14 protein-coding genes are annotated in these 15994 nt (G+C 70.1%); 1 reads left to right on the top strand and 13 read right to left on the bottom strand.

What is annotated here, in order from left to right; translation table 11 throughout:
- Positions 1 to 112: 112 nt before the first annotated feature.
- Positions 113 to 1789 (bottom strand): M48 family metalloprotease, encoded by a 1677-nt coding sequence (locus N4G63_RS01760; RefSeq protein WP_314599272.1) that lies wholly within the window; start codon positions 1787 to 1789, stop codon positions 113 to 115.
- Positions 1790 to 2045: 256 nt separating this feature from the next.
- Here N4G63_RS01760 and moaC point away from each other — a divergent pair, with 256 nt between their 5' ends.
- On the top strand, positions 2046 to 2534 hold the full coding sequence (moaC, locus tag N4G63_RS01765; protein ID WP_260789062.1) for a cyclic pyranopterin monophosphate synthase MoaC: 489 nt from the start codon (positions 2046 to 2048) through the stop codon (positions 2532 to 2534).
- Positions 2535 to 2547: 13 nt separating this feature from the next.
- Here the strand turns inward: moaC and N4G63_RS01770 are convergent, their stop codons facing one another.
- The 12 genes from N4G63_RS01770 to recA form a co-directional block, all read right to left on the bottom strand.
- Positions 2548 to 4341, bottom strand: a complete 1794-nt coding sequence (locus N4G63_RS01770) for a PglL family O-oligosaccharyltransferase (RefSeq protein ID WP_260789060.1) — start codon at positions 4339 to 4341, stop codon at positions 2548 to 2550.
- Between the two features lie 54 nt (positions 4342 to 4395).
- Positions 4396 to 6171, bottom strand: coding sequence for a pilin glycosylation ligase domain-containing protein (locus N4G63_RS01775; protein WP_314599273.1), 1776 nt, complete (start codon positions 6169 to 6171; stop codon positions 4396 to 4398).
- Between the two features lie 55 nt (positions 6172 to 6226).
- On the bottom strand, positions 6227 to 6691 hold the full coding sequence (locus N4G63_RS01780; protein WP_314599274.1) for a pilin: 465 nt from the start codon (positions 6689 to 6691) through the stop codon (positions 6227 to 6229).
- Between the two features lie 189 nt (positions 6692 to 6880).
- The gene (locus tag N4G63_RS01785) at positions 6881 to 7651 is read right to left on the bottom strand and encodes an MBL fold metallo-hydrolase (protein WP_260789059.1); all 771 of its coding nucleotides are present in this window, start codon (positions 7649 to 7651) and stop codon (positions 6881 to 6883) included.
- Between the two features lie 480 nt (positions 7652 to 8131).
- Entirely contained in the window at positions 8132 to 8836 is a 705-nt protein-coding gene (locus N4G63_RS01790; protein ID WP_314599275.1) for an FHA domain-containing protein, read from the bottom strand.
- A gap of 73 nt (positions 8837 to 8909) precedes the next feature.
- Positions 8910 to 9695, bottom strand: coding sequence for a Stp1/IreP family PP2C-type Ser/Thr phosphatase (locus tag N4G63_RS01795; protein ID WP_260789057.1), 786 nt, complete (start codon positions 9693 to 9695; stop codon positions 8910 to 8912).
- A gap of 74 nt (positions 9696 to 9769) precedes the next feature.
- Complete coding sequence (locus tag N4G63_RS01800; protein WP_260789055.1) at positions 9770 to 10690, bottom strand: serine/threonine-protein kinase; 921 nt, start codon at positions 10688 to 10690, stop codon at positions 9770 to 9772.
- Between the two features lie 106 nt (positions 10691 to 10796).
- Positions 10797 to 11519 carry a TerC family protein gene (locus N4G63_RS01805; protein ID WP_260789054.1) on the bottom strand — a complete coding sequence of 241 codons (723 nt, stop codon included), beginning with the start codon at positions 11517 to 11519 and terminating at the stop codon, positions 10797 to 10799.
- 189 nt (positions 11520 to 11708) lie between these two features.
- On the bottom strand, positions 11709 to 12608 hold the full coding sequence (gene sucD / locus N4G63_RS01810; protein WP_260788373.1) for a succinate--CoA ligase subunit alpha: 900 nt from the start codon (positions 12606 to 12608) through the stop codon (positions 11709 to 11711).
- Between the two features lie 17 nt (positions 12609 to 12625).
- Entirely contained in the window at positions 12626 to 13786 is a 1161-nt protein-coding gene (sucC, locus tag N4G63_RS01815; protein ID WP_260788372.1) for an ADP-forming succinate--CoA ligase subunit beta, read from the bottom strand.
- Positions 13787 to 14185: 399 nt separating this feature from the next.
- Positions 14186 to 14809: a regulatory protein RecX gene (locus N4G63_RS01820; RefSeq protein ID WP_260789051.1), complete on the bottom strand. Its 624-nt coding sequence runs from the start codon at positions 14807 to 14809 to the stop codon at positions 14186 to 14188.
- A gap of 49 nt (positions 14810 to 14858) precedes the next feature.
- Positions 14859 to 15905, bottom strand: a complete 1047-nt coding sequence (gene recA / locus N4G63_RS01825) for a recombinase RecA (protein WP_260789050.1) — start codon at positions 15903 to 15905, stop codon at positions 14859 to 14861.
- Positions 15906 to 15994: the final 89 nt, after the last annotated feature.

A 15994-nucleotide genomic window follows, 5' to 3' on the forward strand; every position in this document is an offset into this window, starting at 1 on the left:
TAGTGGCTGGGCGGCCGGGTATCCGGGCGGCCGGGCGGCCGCAAGCCGGCCGCTGGCTTGGGCGCAGGCCCAGCCACAGCCACAGCCACAGCCACAGCCACAGCCACAGCCACTAGTCGTGCAGGTTGCCCTCGCCGTTGTCGGGGCGGTTGCCGCGCTGGCCCTGTTGCTGCTCGGCCATCAGCTGGCGACGCTGGCCCTGCAGGTCGCGCAGGCGCGAATCGATCACCGACAGCTCGATGAAGTCGGGCGCGGCCTGGCCGCTGCGCGCCAGCTGCTGGCCGGCGCGCAGGCGGTCGATGGCACCTTGCAGGTTGCCGAGCGCGGCCTGGGCCTCGGCCTCGGCACGCACGGCGCGCAGCTTCAGGCCCTGGCGGTCGGCGGTCTGGCCCATCAGCATCCAGGCGCTGCCATCGTGGCGATGCTCGGCCAGCCAGGTCTGCAGGGCTTCGCTGCTGCTGCGCAGGCCGGCGGGCTGGCCGTCGGCCAGGGCCAGGCGTGCGCGCAGCAGCAGGCTGGTGCGGCTGGCGTCGGCTGAATCGGGCAGCAGCGCCTGGCGCGCGGCGGGCAGGTCGGCGCGCGCCAGGGCCAGCTCGGCGGCCAGGTGGCGCAGGTCGCGCGCGGTGGTCGCGTCGATCGCGTCGGCCGGCGCCGCCGCCTGCAGTGCCACCAGTTGCTGCGCAGCACGTTCAGCGCGCGCAAAGTCGCGCAGCTGGGTCGAGGCCAGCGCGGCGCCGGTGGCCGCGGCCAGCCGTTCGGCCCAGGGCGCGGCCGTTTCGGCGGCGCGGCGGTCCAGGTCCTGCAGCCGGCGCAGGGCCTGCACCGAGGCATCCATCAGCACCCGTGCGCGGGCCTGCATCAGCATGTGCCGCAGCGTGGGTGGGGGCAGCGTGACGCTGCCGTTGGTCTCGACACGCTGGCGCGCCTCGCCGATGCGGTCCACCGTGAGCGGGTGGCTGCGCAGGTAGGGGAAACCGCCGCTGTCGTTCAGCCGGTTGGCCTGGTCGAGCTTGTCGAACATGGCGGCCATGCCCGAGGGCGCAAAGCCGGCGTCGGCCATCAGCGCAAAGCCGTTGCGGTCGGCCTCGCGCTCCATGTCGCGCGAGAAGTTCAGCTGCGCCTGCACCATGGCCGCCTGGCCGCTGGCAATGGCCGCCTGGGCCACGTCGGCATTGCCGGTGCGGCCGGCAACCAGCAGGCCCAGCAGCATGGCGGCCAGGCTCAGCGAGCTGCTGCGCGAGCCCGCGGTGACGCTGCGCGCGATGTGCCGCTGCGTGACGTGCGACAGCTCGTGCGCCAGCACCGAGGCCAGCTCGTCGGGGCTGCTGGTCATGGCGATCAGGCCCAGGTGCACACCGACGTAACCCCCGGGCAGGGCAAAGGCGTTGACGCTGCGGTCACGCACCAGGAAGGCCTCGTACGGAAACAGCGTGGCGGTGTCGACGCCGATGTCGCCGCGCGCCTGCGCGGCCTTCACCAGCGGCTGCCAGAGCGACTGCACATAGGCCAGCAGCACCGCGTCGTCCAGGTAGTCGGGATCGCGCCGGATCTCGCGCATGATCTCCTCGCCCACGCGCTTTTCGGCACTGAGGCCGAACTCGTCGGACGCCGATTCCCCCAGCGACGGCAGGCGCAGCGCCGGGGCCGGGGCGGGTGCGCCCTGGGCCGCCACCGGGCCGCCGGCCAGCAGGGCCAGGCTGGCCGCCAGCATCAGGCACAGCGGCCGCAGGCGCGGCGGGCGTGGCGAGTGCCGCCGCTGCAGAACGCCGACACGGCCCGGCGTGGGCATGGAACGGAGGGCGTTGCAGCGTGCGGATGGGGCGTTCAAGCGTGGGCCTCGAGGTGGACGGCGTGGCGCCGGGCGGGCACCCCGCCAGGCCTGCTTTGACGGCCTGCCGCAGGTGCCGGCGCCCGGCCGGCGGGGCTTGGACTCGCCGGCGGCCGCCGGGTTCGCTTCGCCTATCATCGCACCCCTTCTTTGCCCGCCTGTTGCTCGCGCAGCCGGCGCGCGATCGCCCCGACCGCCACGCCAGGACATGCCGCCGATGAGCTCGCCGCTGACCCATTTCGACGCCCAGGGCCAGGCCCACATGGTGGATGTGGCGGCCAAGGCCGAGACGCACCGCGTGGCGCGCGCCGTGGGCAGCATCCGCATGCAGGCCGACACGCTGGCGCTGGTGGCCGCGGGCACGGCCAAGAAGGGCGATGTGATCGGCATCGCGCGCATCGCCGCCATCCAGGCCGCCAAGCGCACGGCCGAGCTGGTGCCGCTGTGCCATCCGCTGCCGCTCACCCGCGTGGCCGTGAGCTTCGAGCTCGACACCGCGGCCAGCGCGGTGCACATCGCCGTGACCGCCGAGACCGTGGGCCGCACCGGGGTGGAAATGGAGGCCCTGACCGCCGTGCAGGTCGGCCTGCTGACGATTTACGACATGTGCAAGGCCGCCGACCGCGGCATGGAGATGACCGGCATCCGCCTGGTCGAGAAGCTGGGCGGCAAGAGCGGGCACTGGCTGGCCGAGCCCAGCGCCTGATGGCGCAACGGCCTCAGCGCCGGGCAGGGCGGGCGGCCGCCGCGTAGTCGTGCCAGCCGGGTGCCGGCGCCGGCGCCAGGCACGGAAAGGCCGGTGCCTGGGGCTGGCCCGCGCAGGCCGCGAAGAACTCATCCGACTCGGGGTTGTCGAACTCGCGCAGCCTGGCGGCCACGCCGCGCGCCAGGGTGTCGTGGCCCTGGGCGTGCAGGTGCTGCGCCCAGGCGCTCATCAGGCGGGTGTCCAGCAGCGAATGGGTGCCGCGCGCAAAGCCCAGCTCACGCGACGCAGCGGGCGCCTCGTTGGTGGCTGCCGCGTAATCGGCGTGATGGGCAAACAGCAGGCTGCGCTGGCCCTGGGCAATGCGTTCGGCCAGCGAGCTGCTGCCCACGGGCGGGGCATAGATCACCACCACGCGGCGGTAGTCCAGCACCGCCAGTGCGCCGCCAAAGCTCATCATCAGGCCCAGGGCGAGGCCCAGCGTGGCCGCCCAGGGCCCGGCAGGTGAAGCCTCCAGGCCAGGCTCGGCCGATGCCGGGGCCGGCTCGGCCAGGCCCAGCATCCAGCCCCAGGCAAAGGCCGTGGGCAGCAGGAAGTAGGCGTACCACAGCGGGTACTCGACCATGCTGTGCAAGGCCGCCAGCAGCACCAGCACCAGCGCAGCCCGGCCCGCACTGCCCGCCTCGGCCGGTGCCTGCAGGGCGCGGCTGGCGCCCTGCCACAGCGCCCAGCCCAGCAGCGCCAACACCAGCGCAGCCAGCGGCAGGCCCAGCTCCACCGCCAGCTGCAGCGGCAGGTTGTGGGTGTGGTCGAAGAAGGCCGTGGGCCGGCCGGCAAACGGGCTCAGCGTCCAGGCGAAATTGAACTCGCCAAAACCCACGCCGCGCCACGGATGGGCCATCACCAGGGCCCAGGCATTGCGCCAGATGTTGCTGCGGCCATTGCGGCTGCCGCCATCGCCCAGGCCACCGGCGTCGAGCCGCGCCTCGGCGCCCAGCGCCTGATGCGCCAGTTCGCCGTACCAGCCCATCGCCAGATAGGCCAGGCCGTAGAGCAGCGGCGTGGCCAGCAGCAGCCAGCGCGATGCAGGCGACAGCCGCCGATCCATCAGGCCCCAGAGCATCAGCACGCCCAGGCCCACGGCGCCGGTGCGCGAGGCGCTGAGCTCGACGCCCAGCACCAGCAGCGCCACCAGGCCGGCCATTGCCGCACGCGGCAGGCGCCCCAGTTCATGCAGCGCAACGGCCGCCACCACCGCCCACAGCAGCAGGCTGCACAGGTGATTGGGTTGGCGCAGATTGCCCACGGCGCGCCCGGGCAGCCCGCTGGTGGCGATCAGGCTGCCGTCGGTGAGGTCGGGCGCAAACACCTGCAGCAAGGCCACCAGGGCGCTGGCCACACCGGCAACCAGCAGGCCGACGCAGAAGGCTTCGAAGACGGCCACGCGGGCGATGCGCCGTGCGGCCTCGGCACCCGCGCCCACCATCAGCGCCGCCGCGCCCAGCAGGCCGATGGCCGCCAGGCTGAGCGAGCGCGGCAGCGCGCCAAAGAGCCACGAGGCCAGCGCCGCCGCCGCCATCAGGCCCAGCGCGCCCAGCAGCACGCCACTGCCGTGCGGGCGCCGCGATGGCGCCAGCGCCAGCAGCCACACGCCCCAGGCCGCCACCGCCACGCATTGGTTCAGCAGCGTGGCCGACGGCGGGGCGTTGTAGGCCAGCAGGGTGGGGGCGCAGGCCGCCAGCAGGGCGGCCAGCCAGAGGGGCAGCGCAGCGCTGCTATGGGCCCGTTGCGGGGCAGGGGCGGAACGCATCGTCAGGCAGGGCATCTGCACGGCGGTGCAGCGCTGGAAAAACAGCGGCAGATGCTAGCAGGCGCCTGCCGCGACGGTTTCATGGCGCCGCGCTCCGGGTGCGAGGGCCAAGAGCTCGCGCCAGCGGTCGGCGCGGTGGTCGCCAGGGCAGTCGGGCAAGGGCGCTGTCGCGCTGCGGTCGGTGCGGGACGCCAACTCGTGCAGGCGCCGCCGAACGGCCCAGGCATCGTCGATCCGCCCCGTGGTCTCGAGATGCGTGGCCCATCGGTCCAGCAACACGGGGTCGACCAGAAAAGCCAGTGCACTGCGCAGCACCGGAGGATCAACGGCCGCCGTTTCGCGTGCCGTTCGATGATCGGCCACATGGGCGAAAAGCAGGCTGCTAGACGGCGGGCGGCCGCGCGCATCGGCCGGCAAGGGCGCGTGGGTCAGGTGCAGGTAGTCGAGCAGGGCGGCCGCGCCGGCCATCACGCAGGCCAGCGCAAGCCCGAGTCTGATCCGGCCCATGCCGGCATGGCGCGCAGGGCCAGGTGCTTGTTCGGGTGTCTGGTTCGGTTCTGTCGCCAGTCCAAAGGCCAGCAGCCACACGCTGGGCAGCAGAAAGTACGCGTGCCACAGCGGAAACTCCAGCAGGCTGTGACCCAGCATCACCAGCATGAACAGCCAGCAGCTGCGGCGCATGGCGCCCTGCGGCGAGGTGTCGCCGATGCAGCGCCGCAGCAGCCTGGCCAGCGCCAGGCCCAGCATGGCCAGCACGGCCGAGCCGGCCAGCAGGCCCATCTCGGCCCACAGCTGCAGCGGCAGGTTGTGCGCGTGGTTGAACAAGGCCGTGCCGCGATGGGCCACCGGCTGCAGTGACCAGGCGAGGTTGAATTGGCCCCAGCCCACGCCCGTCCAAGGGTGCTGCAGGGCCAGCGACCAGGCTGCCTGCCAGAGCGGCCACCGGCCATTTCGCCCTGCGTCGGGGCCGGTGTCGGCCTGCAGACGGGCGGCCAGGCCTGAGGCCTGCGCGCCGTGCTCGCTGAGCCACAGGCCGAGCAGGGCGGTGGCGAGGCAAGCAGCGGCGGCGATGGCCAGCCCGCGACGCAGGGCGGGCGAGGCGCACCGATCCAGCAGTGCCCAGGCGGCCAGCAGTGCCAGGCCGGCCAGGCCCCAGCGCGAGCCGCTCAGAGCCAGTGCCGCCGACAGCAGCACCGCGTCGATGGCCAGCACCCAGCCGCGGCGTGTGCCGGCCCGCGCACCGTGCAGGTGGGCCGTGGCCACCAGCCCCCAGAGCATCAGGCTGGCCAGCTGGTTGGCCTGGCGCAGGTTGCCGGTGGCACGGCCTGGCACGCGGGTGGTGGCCAGCATCGGCAAATCTGGCAGCAAGGGCAGTGCCAGCTGCACGATGCCGATCACGGCGTTGAGCCGGGCGGCCAGCAAAATGGCCGCGCACACGGCCTCAAAACACGCCTGCGCCCGTGCACCCTGGGCCTGTCGGTGGCCGGCATCGGCCACCAGCAACGCAACAAGCAGCAGGCCTGCGCTGGTCAAGGCCGGCGCGCGGGCGGCCTGCAGCCAGACCACGCTGGCCAGCGCGGCCAGCAACAGCGCGCCAAGGGCCGCAGGCAATGGCCAGTGGGCGCGCCGGTGCCCAGCGTTCAGACGCGCCGCCAGCATCAGGCACAAACCCCATCCCAGCACCGACAGGCATTGCTGCACCGTGCGATGGGCGGGCGGCAGTTCGTAGCTGAACAGCAGCGGCAGCGCGATGGCAGCCATCGCGGCCACCGGCCAGCCTTCAGGCGCGGCGTTGGCCGGGTTCAGCGGACGCGGACGGGTGAATCGCACAAACAAAAGTGGGGGCCAATGGCCCCCACGCTTGCTGATTCAGGACTCAGGCGGATCAGGACGAACCGGCTGCGGTCTGGCAGGTCGACGGCAGGAACTTCACCGGCATCGGCTCGGTGGCGCCCGGGCCACAGGTCCAGACCACGCCGCCGTCGCTGGACATCGAAGCGCTCAGCACCACGGTCTTGCTGCGCATTTCTTCTTGCGCCGGTGCGGCCGCCTTCATCGTGATCAGGATCGTGCCGGCAGTTGCGCTGGTACGCGTCCAGGCCACCGAACCCACATGCGAGGTGCTGGCGAGGGTCGGGCTGTCCACGGTGGTGGGCATGTCCTTGTTCACCGAGGCAAATTCAGCGATCGTGCTCTGCATGGCCGAGCCCGCGGCAATCGTCTCGGCATTGCGTGCCTTCAGCGTGTAGTCACGGTAGGCGGGCAGGGCCACGGCGGCCAGGATGCCGACGATCGCGATCACGATCATCAGTTCGATCAGGGTAAAACCTTGTTGCAGGTTGCGCTTCATGATGCGTGCTCCTCGGATGGGACGAACAGGGGGTGAACGACGGTTTCCAAGTTGCAGGACGCGTGCCAACGCTGAACATGAGGGGGCGGGCCACTTCTGCCGGTGATACATCACGATTGACCGGCCGAACTGCCGCGTTGTGTCACTTCACGTGCTGGCGGGGTGACGTTTTTCGTCAGCCCTGCCGCATCAGGTCAGCACGATGCGTTGACCCGCCGTCAGCGCGGTGACGGTGTGGCCAGGGGCCAGCGCGGCGATTTCGGACATCACGGCATCCAGCTCGCCGGGCTTCACATGGGTGATCCACACCTGGGCGCCGGGCGCCAGGTGGGCCAGTTCCTGGCCCAGGGCGGCCGGGTGCAGGTGGCGGCTCAGCACCGCCAGGCGGTGCTCGTCGTTGCGGAATGCGGTCTCGATCACCAGGTGCGCCACGGGCAGGGTCTGCAGCCGTTGCCACAGCGCGTCGTTGGGGGCCGTGTCGCCAGTGAACACCCAGGCGCCCGGCTGGGCCAGCACCGCAAAGCCCACGGCCGGCACGGTGTGCAGGGCCGGCAGCACCTCGATGCGGCGGTCACCCAGCGCCAGCACCTGGCCCGTCTCGAAGGGGTGCAGGCTCAGGATCGGCCGTTCGGCCGAAGGCAGGCAGGTGAAGTCGGGCCAGATCTGGCCGTTGAACACATGGTCGCGCAAGGCCTGCAGGGTGGCTGGCAGGCCGTGCACGCGGATCGGTGCGCGCCCGGCGCGCCGGCGCATCACGCTGTCGGCCAGCAGCGGCACGCCCAGCACATGGTCGAGGTGTGAATGGGTGAGCAGGATGTCCTGGACCTGGGCGAGCTCGTCGAGCGTCAGATCGCCCACGCCGGTGCCCGCGTCGATCAGGACGTCGTCGTCGAGCAGGAAGGCCGTGGTGCGGCTGCCGGCGGCAATGGAGCCTGAGCAGCCCAGGACGCGAATCTGCATGGAGAACGGTGCCGCCACCTGGGCGGACTGCAACGATGGTGGAAGGCGCCGCCACAGATCAGGGCCGGCGAGGCGTTCAGGCGTCGCGATACCTGCCGACGCCGATGCGCGCATCCTCGCTGCCCCACGCCAGTGGCGCAAGCGTGGGTGCGCTCAGTTCTCCACGGTCAAGGCCGCTGCGTGAGGCGGTGGCCGGGGTGGCGTGAAGTCGATCACGGCGCCGAACGGCGGGACCTCAGGCGGCGGTGCGACAAGGCGCGTGCGCCGATCGCGGCCAGATCAAAGCCGAGCCTTGGCGCCAGGGGGAGGGCGTGCAAGGGGCGCAAGAGATGCCGCAAGTGCGCACAGGCTGGTCGAGCGCATCGGCCGCACAGCCGTCCGGCAAGCCGCGGGCGGCGATGTGCTGAAACGGGTGGAGACGGGCCGAGAGGGGCCGAGAGGGGCCGAGAGGGGCCGAGCGGCCGGTTCGTGCGCGCCTGTTCAGGCCTGCACGAACTGCATCTGGGTGCCGGCCAGCTCGATCAGGTCGCCGTGATGCAGCGGGGCGGTGTCACCGGCAATCGGCACACCGTTGATCGTGGGGCGCTGTACGCCTTCCACATGGGCCAGCACGTAGCCGTTGGGCCGGCGCGTGATCGAGGCCACCTGCACGCCGGGTTTGCCGACCGTGGTAACCACCTTGGTCAGGGTGACGGCCCGGCCGGCCGCCGCGCCGGTGAGCACCTTGATCGACGCGGCAGCCGAGGACATGCCGGCGCCCATCGAGCCCATGCCCGCCGACATGCCGCCACCCAGCGAGCTGGTGTGGCTGGCGGGGGCCTGGGCGTACGAGGGGTGCGGCGGCACACCGGTGCTGCTGCCCGGTCGCATGATCATGGTCTTTTCGAAGTCGTTGCCTTCTTCGACCAGGAACTTGATCTTGTACTTGCCGATCTCGACCGTGTCGTTGTGCGCCAGCAGCTGCTTCTTGATGGCCTTGCCGTTGATGTAGGTGCCGTTGGTGCTGTTGAGGTCTTCGATGAAGACGTCGTTGCCCACCATCTGCAGCACGGCGTGCTCGCCGCTGACTGCCAGGTTGTCGATGACGATGTCGTTGTAAGGCCGCCGGCCGAGCGTGGTCTTGTCCTTGGTGATCTGGACCTCCTTGATCACCACACCGTCGAGAGACACAACCAGCTTGCCCATGCTTGACCTTCTTCGCTTTATTCCGTCCTGGATCAGGCAATGCAGAGTCTGCGTTTGCTGCAGAACCGCCGCTTCAGCGCCCGAACTTCCACCACGGACGTCCGGGTGCTGCCGAACCACCCGCCACGCGCACGAGTATCAACGCAATATTATCTTTTCCACCAGCCTCATTGGCGGCGTCGATCAGGGCCTTGCCCGCGGCAGGTAGGGCGTCGTGCGTCTGCAACAGCCGCGCAATCATCGGGTCGTCGAGCATGTCCGACAGGCCGTCCGAGCACATCAGGTAGACGTCGCCAGGCTGCACCTCGTGCAGATGGGTCTCGAGCAGCACCGTGTCTTCGACCCCCACTGCGCGCGTGACGAGGTTCTTGTTGGCCGAAAACGCCGCCTGCTCGGGGGTGATCAGACCGGCGTCGATCTGCTCCTGCAGCAGCGAGTGGTCGCGCGTGATCTGGTTGAGCTGACCGCCGCGCCAGCGGTAGGCGCGTGAATCGCCCACATGCCCCAGCCGCAGCTGGCCTTCGCGGAACACCGCCACCACCAGCGTGGTGCCCATGCCGGCGTACTGCGGGTTGGCGTTGGCGGCGTTGAAGATGGCGCGGTTGGCGTTGTCGACGCAGATGTCCATCGCGCGCCGCACTTCCAGATCGCTGGCGCGCTGGGCGGCCTGGGCCAGCCAACGGCCGAGCTCGGTGCAGATGAAGCTGGTCGCCATGCCGCTGGCCACCTCGCCGGCGTTGTAGCCGCCCATGCCGTCGGCCAGGACGGCCAGCGCATTGGCCTCGTCGACGGCCACCGAATCCTCGTTGTTGGTGCGCGAGCGACCGGTGTCGACGGCGTGAAAGAACTCGAAGCTCATGCTGTGCGCTGCGCGCGAGGGCCGGAAGAGCCGGCGATTTTGCATCGGAACCCGGTGGCCATTGCGGCTGCCCCCTACAGACGGAACGCGACATCGGGCGCGAGAACGCGCGCCATCACTGCGGCCAGTGCCGCCAGCTCGGACGACCAGTCGGCCAGATCGGCGGGCCGTTGCTCGGGCTCGCGCGCCAGCAGGCGCTCGATGGCGCCCACCACCGCCGGCGGCAGATCGCGGCGCAGCACGCCCAGGCGGGCCGGCGGCTCACGGTGGGTGGAGCGCAGCAGTTCGCCCAGGGTGTCGGCCTGGTGGGGTCGCCGGCCGCACAGCAGCTCGAACAGCATCACGCCCAGCGCATAGGTGTCGGTGGCGGCGCTGGCCGGTGCGCCGGCCAATTGCTCGGGCGCCATGTAGGCGGGTGTGCCGAGGGTCATGCCGGTGCGGGTCTGGCTGGCATCGTCAACCCGGGCAACGCCGAAGTCGATCAGCTTGAGCACGCCGGTGCCCAGATCGACCACCACGTTGGAGGGCTTGAGGTCGCGGTGCACGATGCCGCGCACATGCGCGTGGGCCAGCGCCGCCCCCACCCGCGCGCCGATGCGCAGCACCAGGGTCTCGGGCAGCAGGCGCTGCGGCTGGGTGTAGCGGCTGAGATCGTTGCCATGCACCCGCTCCATCGCCAGCCAGGCCTCTTGCGCGGTGAGGCCGGCCTCGTGCACGGTCAGGATGTCGGGGTGCTCGAGGCGGTGCGAGATGTCGGCCTCGCGGTGCAGGCGCGAGAGCCATTCGGCGCGCTCGGCCGAGGGGATGTCGGCCGCCAGCGGGATGCGCTTGACGGCCACCGGCGCGCCGGTGCGCAGGTCAACGGCCTCGTAGACCTCGCCCACGGCGCCGCCGCCCAGGCGGGCGCCGATGCGGTAGCGGCCCGCCAGCAGCGGCGGGGTCGGCGCAGGTTTGGCCGAGGCCGCGTCGCGGCGGAGAAACGAGAACCAGGCCACAACGCCTCCCGTGATGCCCGGTGGTGACATGCCGGGGCACGTTAGCACAGGCGGCTGCCTGTGGTCACCCGCCGCTCGCGCAGGCGGGGGAGGCGTGGCCGCTGGTTCAGTCGGTCTTGGCGGCTTGGGCGCGGCGCTTGAGAAGCATGCCGAGCGCCAGCACCAGCAGGGCACCGGCCACGCCGGCGCTGTAGCGCACCGAAGCCACGGCCTCGCCCACGGCGGCCTGCGGGATCAGCTTGGCGAGCGCGGGGTCGCCCACCGACATGGTGCCGGCGATCCAGCCCAGCAGCATGCCGCCGATGGTGATGACCACCGGGAAGCGGTCCATCAGCTTGATCACAAACTGGCTGCCCCACACGATGATCGGGATGCTGACCAGCAGGCCGAAGACCACCAGCGGCATCTTGTGGTCGCCGCCAGCGCCTTCGGCGGCACCGGCGATGGCGATCACGTTGTCCACGCTCATCACCAGATCGGCCACGATCACGGTGCGCACGGCGGCCCACAGCTTGTCGGAGCCTTCGATGTTGCCGTGCTCGTCCTCGTCGCCAGGGGCCAGCAGCTTGACGCCGATCCAGATCAGCAATGCGGCGCCCACCAGCTTCAGGAACGGCACCTGCAGCAGCGTGAGTGCAAAGAAGATCAGCACCACGCGCAGCAGGATGGCGCCCACCGTGCCCCACAGGATGCCCTGCGCGCGCTGCTGCGGCGGCAGCTTGCGGCAGGCGAGCGCGATGACGACGGCGTTGTCGCCCCCGAGCAGGATGTCGATCATGATGATCTGACCGACGGCGATCCAGAAGTCGGCGTGCAACAGCAGGTCCATGGCGTGTTCTCTTTGGAAAAGCGGCGGAAGTGTAGGCGGCGGCCGTGTGCCCGCGCTGCGGAAACTACATAGTCCGCAGACGTGGCCAGGGCCGCAGAAAAGAAAACGGCCACCTGCAGCAGGTGGCCTGGTCGCGGTGGCGGGCTCAGGTCATCAACAACCTGCGTCCGCCAGAAGGCGCGCTGTGCCTCAGAGCTTGAGCAGGCCCTTGAGCAGCTTGCCCATCTCGCTGGGGTTGCGGGTGATGGTGAAGCCGCACTCCTCCATCACCGCCAGCTTGGCGTCGGCGGTGTCGGCGCCGCCCGAGATCAGCGCGCCGGCATGGCCCATGCGCTTGCCCGGAGGGGCGGTGACGCCGGCGATGAAGCCGACCACCGGCTTCTTCATGTGATCCTTCACCCAGCGTGCGGCCTCGGCCTCGTCGGGGCCGCCGATCTCGCCGATCATGATCACCGCGTCGGTGTCGGGATCGTCGTTGAACAGGCGCATCACGTCGATGTGCTTCAGGCCGTTGATCGGGTCGCCGCCGATGCCGACCGCGCTCGATTGGCCCAGGCCGATCTCGGTGAGCTGCGCCACGGCTTCGTAGGTCAGCGTGCCCGAGCGGCTGACCACGCCGATGCGGCCCTTGCGGTGGATGTGGCCCGGCATGATGCCGATCTTGATCTCGTCGGGCGTGATCAGGCCCGGGCAGTTGGGGCCCAGCAGCAGCGTCTTCTTGCCGCCGGCGGCCTCCTTGGCCTTCATCTTGTTGCGCACTTCGAGCATGTCCTTGACCGGAATGCCTTCGGTGATGCAGATCGCCAGATCGAGGTCGGCTTCCACCGCCTCCCAGATGGCGGCCGCGGCACCGGCCGGCGGCACGTAGATCACGCTGACCGTCGCGCTCTGGGCCTGGGCTGCCTCTTTCACGCTGGCGTAGATCGGGATGCCTTCGAAGCTTTCGCCGGCCTTCTTCGGGTTGACGCCGGCCACGAAGGCGGCCTGGCCGTTGGCGTAGCCCTGGCAGCCCTTGGTATGGAACTGGCCGGTCTTGCCGGTGATGCCCTGGGTGATGACGCGGGTGTCTTTGTTGATGAGGATGGACATTTGAATTTCTCCTGGGCTCAGGCCACAGCCGCCACGATCTTGGTGGCGGCTTCAGCCATGGTGTCTGCGGCGATGATCGGCAGGCCGCTTTCGGCCAGCATCTTCTTGCCCAGGTCTTCGTTGGTGCCCTTCATGCGCACCACCAGCGGCACCGACAGGTTCACCGCCTTGCACGCGGTCATCACGCCTTCGGCGATGGTGTCGCAGCGCATGATGCCGCCGAAGATGTTCACCAGGATGCCCTTCACATCCGGGTTCTTCAGCATGATCTTGAAGGCCTCGGTCACCTTCTCGGCCGTGGCGCCACCGCCCACATCCAGGAAGTTGGCCGGCTCGCCGCCAAACAGCTTGATGGTGTCCATGGTGGCCATGGCCAGACCGGCGCCGTTGACCAGGCAGCCGATGTTGCCGTCCAGGCTGATGTAGGCGAGGTCGAACTTGCTGGCTTCCACCTCGGCCGGGTCTTCCTCGTCCAGATCGCGGTAGGCCACGATCTCGGGGTGGCGGAACAGCGCGTTGGCGTCGAAGTTGAACTTGGCGTCCAGCGCAATCAGCTTGCCCTGGCTGTCGCAGTTCAGCGGGTTGATCTCGACCAGGCTGGCGTCTGTTGCCATGTAGCAGCGGTAGAGGTTCTGGAAGATCTCGACCGCCTGGGCCACCGAGCCCTCGGGCAGGCCGATGGCGCGCGCGATCTTGGCCGCCTGTGCATCACCCAGGCCGGTGAGCGGGTCGATCAGCTCGGTGCTGATCTTCTCGGGCGTGCTGTGGGCCACCTCTTCGATGTCCATGCCGCCTTCGCTGCTGGCGATGAAGGCCACCTTCTGCGAGGCGCGGTCGGTGACGAGGGAGACGTAGTACTCCTTCTTGATGTCGGCACCTTCCTCGATGTACAGGCGGCGCACCTTCTGGCCCTCGGGGCCGGTCTGGTGCGTGACCAGCTGCATGCCCAGGATCTGGCCGGCCAGGTCCTTCACGCCGTCCAGGCTCTTGGTGACCTTCACGCCGCCGCCCTTGCCGCGGCCGCCCGCATGGATCTGCGCCTTGACCACCCACACGGGGCCGCCCAGCTTCTGCGCGGCTTCCACCGCCTCCTGCACCGAGAACGCCGCAATGCCGCGCGGCACCGGCACATTGAACTGGCGCAGGATTTCCTTGCCTTGGTATTCGTGGATCTTCATCGTGGGCTCGTGGCTGTCGAGGGGATGGGTGCTGCCTGGCCACGGCAAGGCGTGGTCAGGCCCGGTGTCGGCCCGGCGCCCGAGGCGGGGCGAGCAAACCTGCGAAATTTATCATGTTGTACTCAGGAAAACCCGAACCAGTGCCGCGGTGACGCAGTCGGGTTTGCGGTCTGTGCCAGAACGGCACGCGGTTTGAGGCTGTTGTTGCTGGGTGCGGCCAAGCCGGCCGGAGGTGGGCACGCGGCAAAGCAGGCCTCGCGAGCGGGCCCGGGCCGGCGCGCGCGCCGCCGCAATGCGCCGGTGCGCCGATGCACCGATGCACCGATGCGCCGATGCGCTGGTGCGCCGCGAGGCGGGCAGGGCCGCCGCGAGTCTGCGTGGCAGCTTGCTCGGGCGTTGTCAGCAGTCGTCGTCAGGCAGTCCACGCACGATGCGCCGCACCACCTCGTGCGAGAAACCCCGGCCGGCCAGAAAACGCATCTGGCGCAGCCGCTCGGCGGTGTCGGCGGTGGCGTTGGCGCCGTACTTGCGCTGCCATACCTCGCGCGCGCGCGAGAGCTCGGAGTCGCGCAGCTGCTGGCGCGTCTCGTCGCCGGCGGCCAGGCCGTGCTGGGCCAGCTCGCGCTCGATGCGCAGGTTGCCGAAACGCGACTGGCGGCTGTGGATGCGGCTGTCGATGAAGCGCTGGTCGGACAGGTAGCCGCGGCTGCTCAACCAGTCGAGCAGGGCGTCGACCTCGGGCGCGTGGTCAAGGCCACGGCCGCGCGAGGTGTGGGCATCGACCTCGGCACCGATGCCTGGCCCGGCCCCATCAACTTCGGTCAGCGCATCGCCAGACGCCAGGCCTGCGGCTTCGACGCAGTGGCCATGGTCGGCGTCGGCGTCGGCGTCGGTGGACATGGCCGCCACGGGCCGGCCGGCCGCTGCGCGCAGCAGCCGCACACGCAATTCGGTGCGGCTGTGCTCGCGCTGCGCCAGCCACTGCAGCGCACGCACCTTCAGCGAGGCGGGGCGGGGCGCCATCGCGCTGCCGTGGCGTGGGTATGGCGCTCGGGCCGCGAACGAGCGGGGATCAGGCCTCGCCGTCGCCCACCGGGCCGGGCTGCAGCGGCACGCCCAGGGCTTCGCGCACGCGGTTCTCGATTTCGAGCGCGATCTCGGGGTTCTCGCGCAGGAACTCGCGGGCGTTGTCCTTGCCCTGGCCGATCTTCTCGCCGTTGTAGGCGTACCAGGCGCCGGACTTGTCGACGATCTTGGCCTCGACGCCCATGTCGATGATCTCGCCCTCGCGGCTGGTGCCTTCGCCGTAGAGGATGTCGAACTCGGCGGTCTTGAACGGCGGGGCCACCTTGTTCTTGACGACCTTGACCTTGGTTTCGCTGCCGATCACCTCTTCGCCGCGCTTGATGCTGCCGGTGCGGCGGATGTCCAGGCGCACCGAGCTGTAGAACTTGAGCGCGTTGCCGCCGGTGGTGGTTTCGGGGTTGCCGAACATCACGCCGATCTTCATGCGGATCTGGTTGATGAAGACGACCATGGTGTTGGTCTTCTTGACCGTGCCGGTGAGCTTGCGCAGCGCCTGGCTCATCAGACGGGCCTGCAGACCGGGCAGGCTGTCGCCCATCTCGCCTTCGAGTTCGGCCTTGGGCGTGAGGGCGGCGACCGAGTCGATGATGACCAGGTCAACCGAGCCCGAGCGCACCAGCGAATCGACGATCTCGAGCGCCTGCTCGCCGGTGTCGGGCTGGCTGATCAGCAGCTCTTGCAGGTTGACGCCGAGCTTTTGCGCATAGGCGGTGTCGAGCGCATGTTCGGCGTCGATGAAGGCGCAGGTGCCGCCCAGCTTCTGCATCTGGGCCACCACCTGCAGCGTGAGCGTGGTCTTGCCCGAGGACTCGGGGCCGTAGATCTCGACCACGCGGCCACGCGGCAGACCACCCACGCCCAGCGCGATGTCCAGGCCCAGCGAGCCGGTGGACACCACCTCGAGGGCCTCGACGGCTTCGCCGTCGCCCAGCCGCATGATGGAACCCTTGCCGAACTGCTTTTCGATCTGGGCAAGCGCGGCCTGCAGGGCCTTGGCTTTTTCGGTGTTCAGTGCTTTCACGGGTGCGTCCATGTGGGGCTCTCCTCGGGTCGAGATGGCCCGATGATAGCCGAGATACTGTATGTCTGAACAGCCTGTCAACTTCCACAGCCCAGATGAAC

Source organism: Aquabacterium sp. OR-4 (assembly GCF_025290835.2).
Taxonomy (GTDB): domain Bacteria; phylum Pseudomonadota; class Gammaproteobacteria; order Burkholderiales; family Burkholderiaceae_C; genus Pseudaquabacterium.